Origin of the sequence: Arenibacter algicola (assembly GCF_000733925.1) — a bacterium.
GTDB lineage: Bacteria > Bacteroidota > Bacteroidia > Flavobacteriales > Flavobacteriaceae > Arenibacter > Arenibacter algicola.
The window spans coordinates 2259026-2277306 of sequence record NZ_JPOO01000001.1 but is presented as its reverse complement, the minus strand read 5'-3'; the positions used below and the strand labels follow the sequence as shown (position 1 = coordinate 2277306).

Genomic DNA, 18281 nt, shown 5'->3' with positions numbered 1-18281 from the left:
TAAGGCTGAAACTTTATAGGTTTTGTTTATAGTTTTTATAATTTTATCACTTTAAATAATACTTCATGACCATTACACAGTTGCAATATGTATTAGCCGTTGCCGAGTACCAGAATTTTACCTTAGCGGCCGAAAAAAGCTTTGTCACCCAACCTACATTGAGTATGCAGGTCCAAAAATTGGAGGACGAGTTGGACATATTAATTTTCGATAGGAGTAAAAAACCTATTACCATAACAGAAGTGGGCGCCAAAATAGTTGCACAGGCCAAAAATATTGTCAATGAGGCCAACCGTATTAAAGATATAGTAGATCAGGAAAAGGGTTTTATTGGCGGTGAATTTACCCTTGGGATCATCCCTACCATTATGCCCACCTTATTGCCCATGTTCTTGAGGACCTTCATTAAAAAATATCCAAAGGTAAATCTGATCATTAAAGAGCAGAACACGGAAAATTTGATCCGAAATCTGCAAGATGGCCATATTGATGCGGCAATTGCGGCTACGCCATTGGAAATCGAATTTATTAAGGAACGCCCACTTTATTACGAACCTTTTGTGGGGTACGTACCTCCCAATCATAGACTGGGAAGAATAGCGGAATTAGTACCTGAAGATTTGGAAATTTCTGATGTTCTACTTTTAAGGGACGGACATTGTTTTAGGGATGGAGTCATAAACTTGTGCAATGCCTCAAAAAGTTATCAGGAAGAACACTTTCAATTGCAGAGCGGTAGTTTTGAAACGTTGATCAACCTATCCAATGAAGGATTGGGCATGACCCTCCTACCCTTCCTAAACACCATTGAATTGGATGATAAAAAGAAGCAGAACCTAAAATTCTTCAAAAACCCCTCTCCTGCTCGTGAAGTAAGTCTTATTTACCACAAAAGTGAGCTGAAAATACAAATTACAGAAGCCTTATATGATGTTATTGCCAGTGTAGTAAGAGGTGCTATTGCTTTTCAGGATGTAAAAATTATTAGTCCGTTGAACAAATAATTATTCCATTTTTCGATATTTATAGGAACATTCCTCAATACAGCCCACATTGGATAGTATAAGTCGCCCTTCGGCAAAACTCATATTAAAATTGGTCTCTATTGCATTATTCTCACAGTGATAACGTAAGGTCAAAACACTATCATTGGTACTGTAAATTCCATTAACAATACCACCACAAGCCTTTTCATTGTGGGTGTAGGAACCATTGGCCTTAAATTCGAATATTGGTCCGTTCATAACTGTGGTCCAATTTTCAACTATATCGCCAGGGCTAATTTTGGTGGCTTCCAATTGCCATTTTCCTAAAAGTTCATTGGTAATAAGGGGCAGGGTATCTTCATCCTTCCCACAACTGAGGAGGAATAAGACAAATACGTAGGTTAATTGTTTCATTATATATAACATTGGGGGTCCGCCATTATATACGGTTGAATTAACCTAAATAGTTGTCTTTAATGAATAAGAAGTCTTAAAAAAACAAAGTTGCCCACATAAAAGTGATCAAAAAAAAGCCACCTTATAAAGGTGGTTTTTATCTATGCTTTCAAATAAAGAAGGCTTTGTTGTAATTCTGGCTTGTCATTAATAAATTGCTTTAACCAGAGTTTTAATTCTTCTATTTCAAATGGTAATAGTCTAGTCACTGCTTTTTCTAGTTCTTTGCAAAATAACTTTGTATCAAAACTAACCTTTTGCAGTACGGTTTTGGTGTACTCTAACATAGCTCTTGCCATATTTCAAAATAATTTTAGGTTGCTTGGACTAAGATAACCAATAAAAGGTATATATTATTGCCGTCTTTCCGTTAAATAATAGATAAAATGATGTTAAAGTCGATGAACGTACATTTTCAACAACTTCTTTTAAATAAAAAAAGGACTCTTGGACAACTGATTCTAGTTGGAGCCTCCATAAGCTTAATAGGATGTAAAACATTAAATACCAATAGATTAAACAAGATCATTGACCAACAGATAAGTTCACAGACTACCAACAATTACTTTCAAGGTCTATTAATTTATGACCCTGTAAAAAAAGACACCTTGTATAGCCATAATAGCCAAAAATATTTTACCCCGGCAAGTAATACCAAGATCATTACCTTATATACTTCCCTTAAAACCCTACCCGAAAAGATTCCGGCCCTAAAATATATTGCTAAAAATGATACCCTGTATATGGAAGGTACGGGCGACCCAAGCTTGTTGCATCCCTATTTTGGTGACAGTACCGCAATAAAATTTGCCAAGAACTATAAGAACGTGTTCCTTTATCTGAATAATTTTGAGGAAAGTAGATATGGTCCAGGATGGGCCTGGGAGGATTATGACCTCTATTTTAGTCCGGAAAGAAATAGTATTCCCTTATATGGCAATGTTGTAACCATTACCAATAATGATAGTTTGGCAGTTAGTCCAAACCATTTTAAAAACCAGGTAGTACCGATTAGTTATGGAGTAAATAGGGAATTGTACAGCAATACCTTTTATTATGACCCTCATAGAAATGATACCTTGGAGAGTCCTTTTATGATAGACAGCACACTTACAAAAAGTCTATTGGAAGAAGTCCTACTTAAAAAGGTCAATATTGTACAAGAGATGCCGAATGAGGAAAAACAGGTGTTGTACAGTGTTTCGTCAGATTCCCTGTATAAGAGAATGATGGAAGTAAGTGATAATTTTCTTGCGGAACAACTATTAATTTTAAGCTCCTCTACCCTTTCGGATACCTTGAACAGTGCTAAGGCCAGGAAGTATATTTTGGACAATTATTTACAGGAACTTGAGCAACCACCGAGATGGGTAGATGGTTCCGGACTTTCCCGTTACAACTTGTTTACCCCGGGAACAATGGTCTATGTATTAAATAAAATGTACCAGGAAATACCAAGGGAACGCCTGTTCAACTTTTTTCCAGTTGGGGGCCTTACCGGGACTTTAAAAGGAAGGTTTAATGGTGATGATCGCCCATATATTTATGCCAAAACCGGATCACTTGGCAATAATTATTGCCTTAGTGGGTATCTAATTACCCAGTCTGGAAAGACTTTAATATTTAGCTTTATGAACAACCATTTTACCAAAAGCAATAGTGAGGTAAAACAACATATGGAATCTATTTTCGAAATGATCAGGGACAATTATTGATTCAAGACCTTAATATGATCCACTTTGTCGGCAAACTTCAACAATAACAACTTGATTTTTGGGGCAATATGGGTTTTGCAAAATGGCTTATATGGATTCTTATAATAATAGTTTTGAAATGCCTTATCGGAAACTTTAAATTCCCTGAAGGGTAGGACTTTGGTTACCAAAGGCTTTTTAAAATTCTCCTGAAATTTTTGCAGTGCCAAGGTAGATCTTTCAACATCCAGTGGCCCAAAAGTATAAATGGCAGAGCGGTATTTATTTCGCATACTATGGTCTGAAGTCGATTTATGGGTATAAAGATGTATCAAAATTAAATCCTCCAAACTTATGTCGCTTGGCTCATAACTAACTATTACAGCCTCTGAAAAGGACGACTCCTCCCCATCCGAGGCTACAAAACCCTGTTCTACGCTTATTATCCCCTTTAAGGACTTATAAACGGCTTCGGTACACCAGTGGCAGCCACCACCAAAGGCAATCTTATGAATAGTTTCCATAATGGGTTGGTCGTATTAGTTGTTGGAAAATAACCCATTAATTTTGGCGTATTGCAGTAACATAATGGTCTTGGCATCTTTTATTTCACCGGTACGTATCATTTCCAAAGCTTTTTCAAAGTCCAACTCCAAGACTTCAATATTTTCTGTCTCCTCCTCGGCACCACCCCCCTCGCCTATCTTCATTTTTTCTTCATATGACCCAATGAAGAAATAAAGGATCTCGGTTACGGAACCAGGCGACATATAGGATTCAAATACTTTCTCTACCTTCTCCAATTTATAACCGGTCTCTTCCTCGGTTTCCTTTTTAATACAGTCTTCGGGATGGTCACCATCCAATAATCCGGCGCAAACCTCTATCATCATCCCGGAGTCATTGCCATTTATATAGGTGGGCATCCGAAACTGTCGGGTAAGTATAACCGTTCTATTCTTTTTGTTGTACAGTAAAATGGCCGCACCATTTCCCCGATCATAGGCCTCTCGGGATTGGGTTTCCCAACTGCCATCATCACGCTGATATTCAAAGCTTAACTTTTCAAGTTTATACCAGTTATTGGACAATAACTGCCTGTTTATGTTTCTTACTTTTTTGTTGTTCATTTCTGGAAGGTTCTTGTTTGTATACAAAGCTAGGGATTTATAGACGCTAGTAATCGGTGAAAAAATAGGATTTAATATCCCAAACAAAATTTATAGTTGTATGATGCAAGCTATGACTGTACCTCAAACAGTAACGGCCTTGTTCAAATACCGTCTAAAGGGGAGCATTTCCATATAAACCGAGATTATCTTCTGCTTAAAATCATCTTGTAATATTTCTTTTTGTGTAAGGGGATGCATAACAGCAAACGTTTTATGCCGTAACAGTTCCACATGCGGATGGTCCTTGGAAAATCCCTTGGGAGCATTCTTTAGTGTTTCATCCACAACCAAATCCCCAAAAGTGTCCTTAAAGGATTTTTTATTAAGTATTTTTTTTAACTCCTCTCCGTCGTAATCAATAGCCTCGCGTATGCTGCGTAAGGTTTTTGGATCCGGCCTCCAAAAGCCGCCGGCCAACATGGACTGACCAAGACCTACCTCAATGTAAAAGTCTGCGGTATTGGGCGCCTTGTCCAACCCTGCTCCAAAATGGTCCTTATAGATGGGTTTGTTGGGATGGAACATCAAATTATTGTTAATACGGTTTATTCCCTTTTTACCTGGAGTATCAAAATATTCATTATCCAAAGCCGCAATGGCCAGATCCAGTTCATCCAACCATCCTATATAATCTTTTCTTACCTCCTTGTACCATTTTCGGTTATTATCCATCCACTCCTTGGAGTTATGTTGGTTGAGTTCTGTAAGAAATTGAAATAAGGATTGAAAATTCATTATAAAGTATAGATTGTAATGGAAAAATGAAGAAGGCTATGTATTGATTAAAATCGATTATCCCCGTCCAAAAGGTCACCAAGGCCACCCAAAATACTGCCTTCCCCTTTGTCTTTTCCTCCTCTTGGAATGGATGCCAAGACCCTACCTGCCAATCTGCTAAAGGGCAGTGATTGTATATATACTGTGCCAGGGCCACGTAGGGTGGCATAAAAAAGTCCCTCGCCCCCAAAGATGGTGTTTTTGATTCCCCCTATAAATTCTATATCATAATCCACGTCCTTGGTAAAGCCAATAATACAGCCAGTATCCACTTTTAAGGTTTCACCTGGACCGAGTACCTTTTTTGCCGTAGTTCCTCCTGCATGTACAAAGGCCATTCCATCGCCCTCCAATTTTTGCATGATAAAACCTTCACCTCCAAATAGTCCTCGCCCCAACCTCTTTGAAAATTCAATACCTACGGAAACCCCTTTTGCCGCACACAAAAAAGCATCTTTCTGACAAATAAACTTGCCTTGAAATTCACTAAGGTCTATCGGAATAATTTTTCCAGGATAAGGAGAGGCAAAGCTTACCTGCTTTTTACCATGACCTATATTTAAAAATGCCGTCATAAATAGACTTTCGCCTGTAAGCAAACGCTTTCCGGCCGAGAATAGTTTTCCCAGAACCCCTGTATCCTGATTGGAGCCATCACCAAAAATGGTATCCATTTTAATGTCGGAATCCATCATCATAAAACTACCTGCTTCGGCCACCACGGCCTCCTGTGGATCCAATTCTATTTCCACATATTGCATTTCTTCTCCGTAAATTACATAGTCTATTTCGTGTGCGTTCATATCAATCTTCTTTTTATTTTATATTACTTATTTCAGAGTTTTAATATTCGTCTTGCGCCTTGTATTACCAAAATAAAAACAATAGTTCCGATAATCAAGTCGGGTTTGTTGGAGTTTAGCACATTAACCAAAAAGCCGGCTACAATAACGCCTAAATTGATAATTACATCATTTGAAGTAAAAATCATACTTGCTTTCATATGTGCTTCTTCTTTACTTTTAGATTTTTGAAGTAAGTAAAGACAAATTCCGTTTGCAATTAAAGCAAAAACCGAAACCATTATCATTGTCGTGAAATTAGGAAGTTGTTCTGCTCCGAAAAAACGTCTCAAAACTTCGCCAAATCCCATAACCGCAAGTAAAATTTGAAAATAACCGGCAAGTTTGGCAATTCGTCTTTTTCGTATTAAAGTACCGCCCACAGCAAAAAGACTAATTCCATAAACAAATGAGTCTGCAAGCATATCCAAACTATCAGCAACAAGTCCCATGGATTTGGAAATTAATCCTGTTGTCATTTCGATAATAAAAAAAAGAAAATTAATGGAAAGAACTGTCCACAGTAACTTTTTTTGATTTGAATTTTCTGCAAACTGTGTTTGGGCAGTTTCTTCGGTCTTTAATTTTTGCCCACCTAAATTTAGTTCGAGTATTAATGTCTCAATTTGGTCAGCTTGTCCATCATGAAAAACGGCCAATTTTCGATTCGGAATGTCAAAGTCGAGATGTTCTACACCGGGAATTCCATCTAATTTCATTCGGATAAGGTTTTCTTCCGAAGGACAATCCATTTTAGTTATTTCAAATACTGTTTTTTTCATTAGAACATTATCGGAGTCTCTTAGCTAGAACAAATCTGTATCAAAATCAAATATTACTAGCTAGTTAATTTGGTGGTATGTGCTATAACCCTAATCTTTTTGTTCAGACTATAAGTATCAAAAAAAACAGATTTGTTACAATGGTCCATTAGATATTGGGAATTGGAAAATTGATCCATTGTTACATTGGTACATTGATTAATTGATTAATTGGTACATTATACAATTGGCACCTTACCCCTTTACCTTAAGTGTCCATTCAAAATTAAAGGTAGAAACTACCATACCTTCTTCGTTGACCCCGACCGATTTCATCCAAATAGTCTGTCCCTCTCCGGTTTCTATGGTTTTTTTAATGGCATCTGCTATAAGGTGGCCCTCCTCACAGCTAAATGTAATTTTACCTGTTGCCTTTTTTGAAAAATTAGCATTGTTATTGGCTACCAGCATGGAAATATTTCTTCCACTCTTTCTGATCTGATTCATGACCATAGCTCCGGTGGTCAACTCCGCTGCCATCCCCTGAACTGCCCAAAACAAGGATTTAAACGGATTTTGATTGATCCATCTATGCCTAACGGTTACTATTGCCTTTTTTTCATCAATGTATCTTAATCGTACTCCTGTCCACCATACGGCCGGGAGTTTAAAGAAGCTGAACATGTTAATTTTACTTGCATCGGAAGCCATAACTGTCGTTTAATTTAAATCAAAAGTATATAAAATGTACGAACCTACAATTGTTAATAAATTGTTAATTTTTAGTACTTTGTTTTGCATAGTACCTTCTTTTAGATATATATTTGCATAAGAAGTTATTAGGTTTAATAAGAACAGTCTATAATAATAGCCCGGTTTAACATAGAAATATAGTTTTGGCTGCTATCAGAAACTGTTCTAACCTGGACCAACAATAAAGTAGAAATAGCTACCTAGGGAACACTAATTATATAACAATGACCGAAACAATTAGCAAACACGAAAAAAATTTGGCAGCAATAATACACGCCTCCACCTTTTCCAAATATTTTATCCCTTTTGGGAATTTCCTACTACCCTTGATACTTTGGACAGCGAATAAAAAGGAGCATGACTTCGTGGACCAAAATGGCAAACAGGCTTTGAACTTTCAAATAAGTCTACTATTATATTCCATCATCATAGGTATTTTCACTATTCCCTTTTTTATAGGGATTTTACCGGAAATATTTCAATTGGGTAATTTCAACTTTGCCAATCTTAACGAATTCAACGGTCTTAATTTCGATTTTGACTTTCATCCGTTCCAATTGGGAAAATTGCTTTGGCCATTGGGAATAGCTGGAGCAGCACAGTTGGGACTGTTCTTGGTAAATATAGTTTATACCATCCTGGCTACCATTCGTACCAGTGAAGGCATAGAATTTAAATATCCGATAAGCATACCATTTATTAAATAATGTACAATACAATTAGTACTCATCACACTAATTCCAGAGTTTATTCATCAATCAAATTAAAATGCTACAATGCGATCATCAAAAAAAACGAACAGTAAAATTATTATAATCATGAAATTATGAATATTGAAAACACAAAAGCGCAAATGCGCAAGGGAGTCTTGGAGTACTGCATACTTTCCATTCTCAATGGAGAGGACAAGTATACCTCCGAAATCCTGGACACCCTAAAGGATGCTAAAATGCTGGTGGTAGAGGGTACTATTTATCCGTTGCTCACAAGACTAAAAAATGCAGGATTGCTCAACTATCGTTGGGAAGAATCCACTTCAGGTCCCCCAAGAAAGTATTATACACTAACAGAAACGGGAAAACTATTCCTAAAGGAATTGGATACCACCTGGGATGAACTAAGAAATGCAACAAACCTTGTTACCAAAACAAAAAATAGTTAAAAAATGAACAAGACAATAAATATAAATCTGGCCAATTTATTCTTTCACATAGATGAAGTAGCCTACACTAAATTACAACGGTATTTAGAGGCCATAAAGCGTTCCTTTGCCAATACCAATGGTAGCGAAGAGATCATAGCGGATATCGAGGCCAGAATTGCCGAATTGTTCCATGAAAAAATGGAGAATGAAAGACAGGTAATTACCGAGAAGGAAGTGGACGAGGTCATTGGAATAATGGGACAACCCGAAGATTACATGGTTGACGAGGACATTTTTGAAGACCAACCCCAGTCAACAAAAAAACCGGGCAGGGTAAGAAAATTATACAGGGACATAGACAATAAGTATATAGGGGGTGTTTCTGCCGGTCTGGGACACTATTTTGGATTAGATGCCCTATGGGTTAGACTATTGTGGATTCTACTGACCATATTTAGTTGGGGAGGATTTGTATTTATCTATATTCTCCTGTGGATTCTGATTCCGGAGGCCGTGACTACGGCCCAGAAGTTGGATATGCGCGGTGAAGCCGTAAACATCAGCAATATTGAAAAAAAAGTAAAGGAAGGTTTTGACGATGTAGCGGAAAAGGTTAAAAACGTGGACTATGAAAAAATGGGAAACAGGGTGAAAAATGGTAGCCGTGGTTTCTTCAATGCCATAGCGGATATTATTATGTTCTTTTTTAAGATCATTGGTAAATTTATCGGAATAATTTTAATTGTTATTGGAGCTGCAGGAATAGTTGCGCTATTGATAGGCCTTTTTACCGTAGGTATATTAGACATAATACATCTGCCCGGAGTGGACTTTTATAATCTTGTCAACTCTACCAGTACTCCGGTATGGGTGGTTTCAATACTCGCATTTTTCGCTATTGGAATTCCCTTTTTCTTCCTAATGTACCTAGGCCTTAAGATTTTGGTGAACAATTTAAAGTCTATAGGCAATATTGTAAAATTTACCCTGTTGGGGTTGTGGCTGATCTCTATAATCTTATTGACCGTTTTTGGTATACACCAGGCCGCCGCCCATGCTTACTCGGGTAATGTAGCTACTGAAAATGAACTGGTTTTCGCCCAGGCTTCGGAACCGATTAAAATAAACTTAAGGTCAACGGACAGGGACAAACAGGAAAATAACATGCGAATTAATGGGATAGTATTGGACTATACCGAAAATGGGGAGGAAATTCTTATTTCACGCGATTTCCGTATGTACATAAAAATGTCGCACGATTCAATTGCGCGCATTGAAGTGAGGAAAAATGCCAATGGGAATTCCTTTAAAAATGCAACAGAGACAGCTGATAAGATTAACTACAGTTATATGGTCCAAGGCAATACAATTCTCTTAGATGATTATTTATCTACTGGTAGAGAGAATAAGTTTAGAGATCAAGACGTAAGGGTTTATATATACCTCCCAATGGGAACCAAAGTCGAATTCGGAAAATCCCCTGAAAACTGTTGGACAATCAGGGCCAATAATGACCAGAATATGAACGGTTGTGAAATAACGAAGTATACTTGGATGATGTACAAGGATGGCGAATTGAAATGTGAAAACTGTCCTGAAATTGAAGTAGAGGACGAGGACAAAAATGGCAAAATTATAATTAACGAAGATGGGGTGGATATTGATATAAAAGGTAACGGGGACAATTTTAAACTAAAAATAGACGACAAGGGCGTACAGTTTAAAACCAACGAAACCAAAAGTACCGATTTAAAAAAGGATACTGTTCAGTAGGCTCTTTTAACAACTCGGTAATTTATAATGTGGCCAAAGAAACCTAAATAATAATTTTATACATATCCTAAAACAGTAACATTAATCAATCCTTGAAATACTCAGCCCCCCAAGAGTTTATTACAAGACTCAAAAAACAACAATCATGACAACACTAGCAAGAATTACCATCACACTAATCTTGGCAATCCTATTTTCTTCATGCGGTTTTGATATCAACATCGGACCTGGCAAAAAAGGAAATGGAATCGTTGAAGAAGAGAAGCGTAGGGTGACTTCCGATTTCACTGCTATTTCAGTATCCGAAGGTCTAGACGCTTATGTCACCCAGGGCAATGAATTTGAAATCATTGTAGAGGCCGACGAAAATATTATAGGCTTAATCGGGACCGATATTAAAAATGGAACCTTGAGGATTCATGCCATTGAAAATATCGGCAGGGCTACCAAAAGTATATATGTTACCCTACCTGTCATTACAGCATTGGAAACTTCCAGTGGTGCAGCACTTAGTACCAAAAACACCATAGAGGCAGAAAACATTGAATTGAGTTCCAGTAGTGGCTCCAATCTTCAAATTGAGGAACTAAAGGCGTACAATGTAATAGCGGAATCCAGTAGTGGCGCCCATATTAGAGTAGCCGGAGAAACAGAAACATTTAATGGCAGTGCCAGTAGTGGCTCAGGAATAAAAGCTGAAAATTTAAGCTCTTCCAATTGTAGTGCCAGTGCCAGTAGCGGGGCCGGAATTACCGTAAATGCCTCCGAATCCTTAATTGCAAAAGCCAGTAGCGGAGGAGAAATCCGTTATACCGGAAATGCCAAAGTAGAACATCAAAAATCGAGCTCCGGAAGTGTCAGTGCATTATAAAGGTCGGACCAATCATTAACAAGAAATCAACTGTCCTAAAATTTGTAAAACCCATTGAGATTTCAGTGGGTTTTCATTTTCCAATACATCATCTTTCTTTATATTCGTTCCATAAAATTTGTTATGAAAATAAAGATCAAAAAATATGTACTTCCGTTAAAACACACATTCAGTATTTCCAGGGAATCCCATGATTTTCAAGATTCAATGATCGTTGCCCTGGAACTGGACGGTAAAACGGGCTATGGGGAGGCTACCTCCAATCCCTACTATAAAATAACCTTCGAAACCATGCAGGCGGAGATTGAAAAGGTGAAGGAGGAAATAGAAGGTTTCCAATTTAGGGAACCGGAAGCATTCCATGCGTACTTGGTATCCAAAAACTTGAGCAATTTTGCTATCTGCGCATTGGATCTTGCAGCCAACGACCTATATGGAAAAATACTGGGCAAACCATTATATGAAATATGGAATACGGATAACAGTAGCTATCCCATAACCAATTACACTATTGGACTGGATACCATTGAAAAAATGGTGGACAAAATGAAAGAAATGCCCTGGCCCATATATAAAATTAAACTAGGTACCGATAAAGATGTGGAGATAGTAAGGGAGCTGCGCAAACACACCGATGCCATTTTTAGGGTAGATGCCAATTGTGCATGGACGGCAGAGGAAACCATTGCCAATGCCCCTTTATTGAAGGATTTGGGCGTCGAGTTTCTGGAACAACCGCTTAAAGCGGATGATTGGACAGGTATGGAAGCAGTGATGCACCAAAGCGTTCTGCCAGTAATAGCCGATGAAAGCTGTATAGTGGAAAGTGATGTGGAGAAATGCGCGCTTCATTTTAACGGAATCAATATAAAATTGACAAAATGTGGCGGCCTTACCCCAGCTAGAAGAATGATCAAAAGGGCCAAGGAATTAAATCTACAAGTAATGGTGGGATGTATGACCGAATCCACTGTTGGTATATCGGCCATTGCCCAACTAATTCCGCAATTGGATTATGTGGATATGGACGGCGCCATGTTGTTAAAAGAAGATATTGCCGATGGGGTGATCATTCAGGATAACGGCAAGGTAATCTTTCCTACCTCTGGTGGGAGTGGAATAAGTTTACGTTGATGACTATTTATACCGATGGGTTCCCAGGTAGGGAAGTGGAGTTGGACCAAAAGAAATTTTTGTATTTTGGAGGTACTTCCTATTTGGGGTTGCAGACCGACGAAGCTTTTCAAGAAATCTTTATTTCCAATATCAGGAAATACGGCACCAATTATGGTGCATCCAGAAAATCCAATGTACGCCTTTCCGTTTATGAAAAAGCAGAACAATTCTTATGCCAATTGGTGGGGTGTGAGTCCAGTGCCACTTTATCTTCCGGATATTTGGCAGGACAATTGGTGAGACAAACCATGGATACCAAGGAGCATAGACTGTTCTATGCCCCCAATACCCATTCTGCCCTCTATTCCCCAACTCCATCAACAAAGCTGAAACCATACATCACTTTCACGGCCCTGAACATAGCCGTTAGATCCCATTTGGAAACTAATCAGGAAACTACTCCAGTGGTATTTTTGGATGCCATTGATTTTTCTGGGGCCAATTATCCCGATTTTGAGGGATTAAGAACACTGCCTTTGGAAAAGATAATTCTGGTGGTAGACGATTCCCATGGAATTGGAATTGTAGGTAAAAATGGCGGTGGTGTTTATAGTAGGCTGAAGGCATTAAACCCTAAGGAACTTATTGTTTGTTGTTCCTTGGGAAAAGGGTTCGGGATTCAGGCAGGGTCTATTTTTGGAACTGAAAAAAGAATTGAGCAGTTCATGGACACTCCCTTTTTTGGAGGGGCAAGTCCGGCAGCACCCGCAGCAGTGGCGTGTCTTATGGACGGAAAGGCACTCTTTCTTGAAAAAAGAGAAGCCTTGATCCATAATATAACCTTATTTATGTCCAATGTTAAAACTTTGGATAGATTTAAATTCATGGAGGGTCACCCTGCCTTCAGCTTTACAGATGAAAAGCTTGTCAGCTACCTGGAACGGCAAAATGTTTTGGTGACCAGTTTTCGTTATCCAGATGAGGATTCTCACCTTATGAGCAGAATTGTAATAAGTGCCCATCATAAAAAGGAGGATATCCTTTTATTATGTAATCTTATCAATTCATATTTATAAAACAAAACGGCCATCCAATAGGATGGCCGTTCTCTTTAACTGTTCCCTCTTATAAAATTAATTATCCCACCATACTGGGGTAACCGGGGATTGTTGGTTTGCCAAAACATTGGCCTCATTTCTATTCAACTCGGTTGAAGGATAAATGGCCCTTCTAAACCACTGTCCAAAATATTCACTATCATCACTTGCTTCCTCCAATCTTATTTGAAGGCCTGTGAAAACATCGGCAGAAAAATCATATCTTCTATAATCCACAAAAGTCTCTGGATTTAAAAAGTTGTTAATGTATTTTTCCTTCATGATATGATGCAACATGAGTCCTGCTTCACCCACGGCAATGGCCCCATCGGCCAAATAATCGGAGCCATCCACATCATACATATCCATACTGGCCTGTATACCTTCCAAATAAGCGGTGTACGCCTCGGAACTAGATCCTGTGCTTGTGGTGTTGCCTCCGTTGGCCAAAAAAGCAGCCTCCGCCTCAATAAATTTGGCTTCTGCATAACTGATCAGCAATAGTGGCGAATCTATACTGGTATAGTATCCATCCGTTTTAAAACGGGTATTGGCATCGCTACCATCAGGAGCTACTCCCTCTCCACCGCTCACAAAACCTTTCCACTCCGCTTCGTCCCCATTTTCGGCGAACAAAGGCAGTCTTGGATCTATGGTAAGAGCTGCGCTTTCAAATGGGTAATAATCTCCGTTCATAGAACTTACCAACTGACTGGCAATATCGTTGCTAAGGTTACCTGTAGACCTGGCCAAAATTTCTACGGAATACCAAGGGTTGATATTCTTCTCATTATAGTGCATCTCAAAATTATCGTCATTCGATGTAAAACCGTTGGCGATTGAAGTTAAAACCTCATTGGCAGTAACTGTACCTTTATTTACCAAATGCAACTGATATCTCGCTTTAATGGTGTAGGCAGCCCTTAACCACTGATCGGAATCACCCCCGTAGATAAGGTCCGAGCTTCCCAAGTTAAAACCTGAGTTATCAGTACCTTCCAAGGCAGTGATGGCCGAATTTAGAAGCGTGAATATTTCCGTGTATATCGATTCTTGGGTATCGAAGGTTGGAAAATTATTGTCCGGGCCGTCAGTAGCATCCGAATAGGGTATATTATCCCAGGTATCGGTAGCTATTCCAAGATTTATGGCAGTAAGAATATCCGATATAGCGCCAATATGCGTAGCGTTGGCCTCTGCAGCCTTCTCCTTAATCGCTTTAAGATTAGGTAAAATATAAAGGTATACCTGACTCCATAAGCCACTTGCTTCTGTTTGTCCGGCAGCTCCACCCCCGGTAGATACAAAGTTCTGCACATAATTTCCAAATGCCAATTCGGCAGATCGCTGCCCTTCCATGGTGCTATGAATTACCGGTGCCATTAGATCCTGCATTCTCAACTCCTCTAAGGTTGCTGTATTGGAAGGAGTATTTACATCAAAATAATCATCACTACACGAAACCTGCGCAACTAATAGAAGTGATAAAATTCCTGTTTTTATAATATTGTTTTTCATGTTTATCATATTTAGAATGAAATATTTAGACCGAAAGAGTAGCTTTGGCTCAACGGAACGCTAAGTCCTGTAAAACCGTAAACGTTGCTACCGGCACTATACTGGTTTCCTTCTGGGTCATAACCATCAAATGGGGTCCATACAAGAATATTGGATGCACTAACAGAAAGGCTTAGCTTCTCCATTTTAAGGTCCCTAGTAAATTTATTGTCCATGTCATAGGACAAACTAACATTGCGCAATTTAACCCAAGATGCATCCTGTACCAATACTTCAGCCGCCCTGTTATAGACATTTGAATTTCTATAATAATTCTGATCAATCAAAGCTGGTGTGGTGTTAGCAGTATAACCTCCGCTACCATTGTCCATTACTCCTTCCAAGACTACCTCTTCATCCCTGACCAAAGTACTCAAAGGATTACCATTTCTAATAGAATTTCTAAGACCGGAATCATAAAGATCCCCACCTTCCTTATATTCCAATAAGAAATTGAATCCTATTCCCTTCCATTTAAAATTACTGCCCAAGGAAGAAATGAAGTCCGGAAAGGCATTTCCAACCTTCACCCTTTCATCCAATACAATTTCTGGAAATCCATCGGCATCCAAATACCTTTGACCATCTTCGTATCTCCATTTATATCCATAAAGATTCCCCATTTTGTCTCCGGCCCTAATTTCCGAAGTAATTCCGGCAAACCCTGAATCCGCAAAAATAATAGACTCAATATCCTCTGGAATTTCCAAAACCTTTCCTTCACTGGTAGACCAGTTAAGAATTAATTCCCATCTAAAATCCTTGCTTCTAATAATGTCCGCACTAACCAACAATTCATGTCCAAATACCTCGTAGTCCCCTGCATTTCTTGTTATTCCTGAAAGTCCAGAAGAATAAGCGGTTCCAACGGTGAATATCTGATCTTTAACACGTGTTTTGTAGTAGGCATAATCCAATCTGATCCTATCTTTCATAAATCTAAGGTCCGCACCAAATTCTGTAGATTGGTTACGTTCCGGAACTATATCCAAATCTCCCAATAAGGTACTTCTCCTATATCCACCGGCGCTACCAAACGGAAAGTCCCCATCCACTACAAAATACTGGCCAACATCGCCAAAACCGGGTCCTTTACCTACCTCGGCCCAGGAAGCCCTAAGTTTACCAAAAGTAAAGACATCATTGTCTCCAAATACATCGGAAACATCATAGGCCAAACTGGCGGATGGATAAAAGAACGATCTATTTTCTTTGGGCAAGGTAGACAACCAGTCATTCCTACCTGTAACGGTCAAGAACAATTTGTCTTTGTATCCCAATTTCAATTCTCCAAAGGCACCAACGTTACGTAATTGTGTAACACTGTTGTCCAGAAAATAATTAATGGTGTTCCCTATTTCGTTAATACCTGGCACGTTCAGACCTTCTCCCCTAGCTTGGGCATACTCTCTTTTGGAATCGGAAATCTGATGTCCCAATGTAAGGTCTGTGGTAAAATCGTCAGACCAATCCTTGGTAAATGCAACCAAAAGGTTGGATTCCAAACCTGTAAAATTGATGTTTTGATTTAAGATAAAGCCGCCAACCTGTGAACCCCCATCCAGGTCTGCACCAACATATCTATTTCTTTGGTCAGAGTAATTATCTATTTGGGCAGCGTAGGTAACATTTACCCATTCCTTAGGACTCCAATTTAGAGTAGCATTTCCTATCCATCTATTTACATCATCTATTAGGCTACTTGTTTCCATTAAATACCTAGGGTTGTCAATTATCCCAAAAGAATAATCCCTTTCTGTACCATCGGCATTCATATAGTCGTTTATAGGAAAAGTCCCTGAAAAATAGGAAAGGGCACTCATAACGGATTTATCCCCTCCATTGGCCCTGCGTCCACCAGATTTAGTATAGGCGATAGAGGAATTTAATGTCAATTGATCAGAAATCTTATATCCTGCCTTAAACCTAAAATTATTCTTGCCATAATCCGTGTTTGGAAGAACCCCATCTTCTTGGTCTTTTCCCATGGACAAGAAGTAATCCAATTTTTCATTGGCTCCACTAATACTTACGTTTACTTGGGAATTAAAACCGGTTCTAAAAATATCGTAAGGACTGTAAAATTTATCTCCTGTCAAATCCACCACTGTGCCGTTGGACAGCGTATAGGAATCATCAGAATATCTGGGTCCCCAGCTATAAAAAGAGGTAGCATTCTGAACCCTATTGAAACCGGTTTCGGAATCTGGGTCGTATAGTGTCCTAGGAGCACCACTAAACCCTTCCCTATAAGTAGTTTGTAAGGAAGGTGTTGTTTGTATATCCCTAAATGTTGTTGAAGCCGTTACATTAATTTTGGCCTTCCCTTGTTTACCTTTTTTTGTAGTAATGATTATGGCACCGTTGGACGCCCTTACTCCGTAAAGTGCGGTTGCGGCAGCTCCTTTTAGCACGTTGAAACTTTCAATGTCCTCAGGGTTGATATCCCCAGCCCTGTTGGAAAAGGCAAATTGTTCGGAACTACTAGCGGAATTGGACCCTGCACTGGGCCTGACTTCCCCGGAAAAAGTATCGTTGTTCAGGGCTATCCCGTCAACAACAATTAAAGGTTGATTGCTCCTACTTGGATTAACGGAAGTAATACCCCTAATCAAGATATCCACACCGCCACCTGAGGATCCAGATGTTCTATTGATTTGAACCCCGGCAACCCTACCTTGCAAACTCTCCATAGGGTTTGATTGCCCCGCCAGGTTTAGGTCTTCAGTGTTAACCTGGGTTACGGAGTATCCCAAGGATTTTTGTTTCTTCTCCACACCAAAAGCCGTGACCACTACTTCGTCCAAAGCACTGGCGTCTTCAGATAAGACAATACTTAATTCGGCATTTGATCTAACCGTGATATCCTGCGATTTCATTCCTAAGTACGAAAAGCGCACAATATCTCCCTGCTTGGCGGCAATTATAAAATTACCATCAAAGTCAGTGGTGGTACCTGTGTTGGTCCCAACAATTAAAACGGTAACCCCTGGAAGTGGCATACCACTTTCATCTTTTACGTTACCGGAAACATTTTGTGCAAAGCCATGCCAAGTGAGCATGAAAGTGCACAACAACAATAGTTTTTGTATCATATTAGTTTGTTTTTATTAATCTGAGCTAAAAGTGATAAAAAAATCATAAAAATCAAACATTGACCGGTCGAAATGTGATTTATACAATAATAGCCCTACTTCTCAATGTTTTTATCACAAAATCAAGACTATAAACTGCTATTATTTAATTCCTTTTGATAAGATTTTTTTAACATATTCTCAGTTT

General features: G+C 38.9%; 18 protein-coding genes. 8 read left to right on the top strand and 10 right to left on the bottom strand.

Going from position 1 to position 18281, the window contains the following annotated elements; genetic code table 11:
* Positions 1–65: 65 nt before the first annotated feature.
* On the top strand, positions 66–1004 hold the full coding sequence (locus tag U735_RS0109670) for a LysR substrate-binding domain-containing protein (RefSeq protein ID WP_031443638.1): 939 nt from the start codon (positions 66–68) through the stop codon (positions 1002–1004).
* On the opposite strand, the gene U735_RS0109665 is transcribed toward U735_RS0109670, so the two are convergent.
* Positions 1005–1400 carry a hypothetical protein gene (locus U735_RS0109665; RefSeq protein WP_146032802.1) on the bottom strand — a complete coding sequence of 132 codons (396 nt, stop codon included), beginning with the start codon at positions 1398–1400 and terminating at the stop codon, positions 1005–1007.
* A gap of 143 nt (positions 1401–1543) precedes the next feature.
* Entirely contained in the window at positions 1544–1741 is a 198-nt protein-coding gene (locus U735_RS0109660; protein ID WP_031443636.1) for a hypothetical protein, read from the bottom strand.
* 87 nt (positions 1742–1828) lie between these two features.
* Between U735_RS0109660 and U735_RS0109655 the strand changes: the two genes are divergently transcribed.
* The gene (locus U735_RS0109655) at positions 1829–3157 is read left to right on the top strand and encodes a D-alanyl-D-alanine carboxypeptidase (protein WP_232233213.1); all 1329 of its coding nucleotides are present in this window, start codon (positions 1829–1831) and stop codon (positions 3155–3157) included.
* On the opposite strand, the gene U735_RS0109650 is transcribed toward U735_RS0109655, so the two are convergent.
* The 6 genes from U735_RS0109650 to U735_RS0109620 form a co-directional block, all read right to left on the bottom strand.
* Positions 3151–3660, bottom strand: coding sequence for a peptide-methionine (S)-S-oxide reductase (locus U735_RS0109650; protein WP_031443634.1), 510 nt, complete (start codon positions 3658–3660; stop codon positions 3151–3153). The two genes, U735_RS0109655 and U735_RS0109650, sit on opposite strands and share 7 nt — an antisense overlap.
* Positions 3661–3675: 15 nt before the next feature.
* Entirely contained in the window at positions 3676–4266 is a 591-nt protein-coding gene (gene nudK, locus U735_RS0109645; RefSeq protein WP_031443633.1) for a GDP-mannose pyrophosphatase NudK, read from the bottom strand.
* 123 nt (positions 4267–4389) lie between these two features.
* Positions 4390–5043: a DUF2461 domain-containing protein gene (locus U735_RS0109640; RefSeq protein WP_031443632.1), complete on the bottom strand. Its 654-nt coding sequence runs from the start codon at positions 5041–5043 to the stop codon at positions 4390–4392.
* 47 nt (positions 5044–5090) lie between these two features.
* A complete protein-coding gene (locus U735_RS0109635; protein WP_031443631.1) occupies positions 5091–5888 on the bottom strand; it encodes a TIGR00266 family protein in 798 nt (265 codons plus the stop codon).
* A 32-nt stretch (positions 5889–5920) separates the two neighbouring features.
* The gene (locus U735_RS0109630; RefSeq protein WP_031443630.1) at positions 5921–6709 is read right to left on the bottom strand and encodes a cation transporter; all 789 of its coding nucleotides are present in this window, start codon (positions 6707–6709) and stop codon (positions 5921–5923) included.
* 234 nt (positions 6710–6943) lie between these two features.
* Entirely contained in the window at positions 6944–7399 is a 456-nt protein-coding gene (locus U735_RS0109620) for a DUF4442 domain-containing protein (protein ID WP_031443629.1), read from the bottom strand.
* Between the two features lie 266 nt (positions 7400–7665).
* On the opposite strand from U735_RS0109620, the gene U735_RS0109615 reads away from it, so the two are divergent.
* The 6 genes from U735_RS0109615 (at position 7666) to U735_RS0109590 (ending at position 13421) form a co-directional block, all read left to right on the top strand.
* On the top strand, positions 7666–8148 hold the full coding sequence (locus tag U735_RS0109615) for a DUF4870 domain-containing protein (protein WP_031443628.1): 483 nt from the start codon (positions 7666–7668) through the stop codon (positions 8146–8148).
* A gap of 119 nt (positions 8149–8267) precedes the next feature.
* The gene (locus U735_RS0109610; RefSeq protein WP_031443627.1) at positions 8268–8603 is read left to right on the top strand and encodes a PadR family transcriptional regulator; all 336 of its coding nucleotides are present in this window, start codon (positions 8268–8270) and stop codon (positions 8601–8603) included.
* Between the two features lie 3 nt (positions 8604–8606).
* Positions 8607–10358, top strand: coding sequence for a PspC domain-containing protein (locus tag U735_RS0109605; RefSeq protein ID WP_034248137.1), 1752 nt, complete (start codon positions 8607–8609; stop codon positions 10356–10358).
* Positions 10359–10503: 145 nt separating this feature from the next.
* Positions 10504–11229 (top strand): head GIN domain-containing protein, encoded by a 726-nt coding sequence (locus U735_RS0109600; RefSeq protein WP_031443625.1) that lies wholly within the window; start codon positions 10504–10506, stop codon positions 11227–11229.
* A gap of 123 nt (positions 11230–11352) precedes the next feature.
* Positions 11353–12363, top strand: coding sequence for a dipeptide epimerase (locus tag U735_RS0109595; RefSeq protein ID WP_031443624.1), 1011 nt, complete (start codon positions 11353–11355; stop codon positions 12361–12363).
* Positions 12363–13421 (top strand): pyridoxal phosphate-dependent aminotransferase family protein, encoded by a 1059-nt coding sequence (locus U735_RS0109590; protein ID WP_031443623.1) that lies wholly within the window; start codon positions 12363–12365, stop codon positions 13419–13421. Before U735_RS0109595 ends, U735_RS0109590 begins: the two co-directional genes overlap by 1 nt.
* Before the next feature lie 57 nt (positions 13422–13478).
* On the opposite strand, the gene U735_RS0109585 is transcribed toward U735_RS0109590, so the two are convergent.
* Together U735_RS0109585 and U735_RS0109580 are read right to left on the bottom strand one after the other, a co-directional pair.
* Positions 13479–14960: a SusD/RagB family nutrient-binding outer membrane lipoprotein gene (locus U735_RS0109585; protein WP_031443622.1), complete on the bottom strand. Its 1482-nt coding sequence runs from the start codon at positions 14958–14960 to the stop codon at positions 13479–13481.
* An 11-nt stretch (positions 14961–14971) separates the two neighbouring features.
* Positions 14972–18094, bottom strand: coding sequence for a SusC/RagA family TonB-linked outer membrane protein (locus U735_RS0109580; protein WP_031443621.1), 3123 nt, complete (start codon positions 18092–18094; stop codon positions 14972–14974).
* Positions 18095–18281 lie beyond the last annotated feature (187 nt).

What these genes read in the sequence shown, in the direction of transcription:
- U735_RS0109670 (WP_031443638.1), top strand. Translation starts at nt 66, where the DNA reads ATGACCATTACACAGTTGCAATATGTATTAGCCGTTGCCGAGTACCAG.
- U735_RS0109665 (WP_146032802.1), bottom strand. Translation starts at nt 1,400, where the DNA reads ATGAAACAATTAACCTACGTATTTGTCTTATTCCTCCTCAGTTGTGGG.
- U735_RS0109660 (WP_031443636.1), bottom strand. Translation starts at nt 1,741, where the DNA reads ATGGCAAGAGCTATGTTAGAGTACACCAAAACCGTACTGCAAAAGGTT.
- U735_RS0109655 (WP_232233213.1), top strand. Translation starts at nt 1,829, where the DNA reads ATGATGTTAAAGTCGATGAACGTACATTTTCAACAACTTCTTTTAAAT.
- U735_RS0109650 (WP_031443634.1), bottom strand. Translation starts at nt 3,660, where the DNA reads ATGGAAACTATTCATAAGATTGCCTTTGGTGGTGGCTGCCACTGGTGT.
- nudK (WP_031443633.1), bottom strand. Translation starts at nt 4,266, where the DNA reads ATGAACAACAAAAAAGTAAGAAACATAAACAGGCAGTTATTGTCCAAT.
- U735_RS0109640 (WP_031443632.1), bottom strand. Translation starts at nt 5,043, where the DNA reads ATGAATTTTCAATCCTTATTTCAATTTCTTACAGAACTCAACCAACAT.
- U735_RS0109635 (WP_031443631.1), bottom strand. Translation starts at nt 5,888, where the DNA reads ATGAACGCACACGAAATAGACTATGTAATTTACGGAGAAGAAATGCAA.
- U735_RS0109630 (WP_031443630.1), bottom strand. Translation starts at nt 6,709, where the DNA reads ATGAAAAAAACAGTATTTGAAATAACTAAAATGGATTGTCCTTCGGAA.
- U735_RS0109620 (WP_031443629.1), bottom strand. Translation starts at nt 7,399, where the DNA reads ATGGCTTCCGATGCAAGTAAAATTAACATGTTCAGCTTCTTTAAACTC.
- U735_RS0109615 (WP_031443628.1), top strand. Translation starts at nt 7,666, where the DNA reads ATGACCGAAACAATTAGCAAACACGAAAAAAATTTGGCAGCAATAATA.
- U735_RS0109610 (WP_031443627.1), top strand. Translation starts at nt 8,268, where the DNA reads ATGAATATTGAAAACACAAAAGCGCAAATGCGCAAGGGAGTCTTGGAG.
- U735_RS0109605 (WP_034248137.1), top strand. Translation starts at nt 8,607, where the DNA reads ATGAACAAGACAATAAATATAAATCTGGCCAATTTATTCTTTCACATA.
- U735_RS0109600 (WP_031443625.1), top strand. Translation starts at nt 10,504, where the DNA reads ATGACAACACTAGCAAGAATTACCATCACACTAATCTTGGCAATCCTA.
- U735_RS0109595 (WP_031443624.1), top strand. Translation starts at nt 11,353, where the DNA reads ATGAAAATAAAGATCAAAAAATATGTACTTCCGTTAAAACACACATTC.
- U735_RS0109590 (WP_031443623.1), top strand. Translation starts at nt 12,363, where the DNA reads ATGACTATTTATACCGATGGGTTCCCAGGTAGGGAAGTGGAGTTGGAC.
- U735_RS0109585 (WP_031443622.1), bottom strand. Translation starts at nt 14,960, where the DNA reads ATGAAAAACAATATTATAAAAACAGGAATTTTATCACTTCTATTAGTT.
- U735_RS0109580 (WP_031443621.1), bottom strand. Translation starts at nt 18,094, where the DNA reads ATGATACAAAAACTATTGTTGTTGTGCACTTTCATGCTCACTTGGCAT.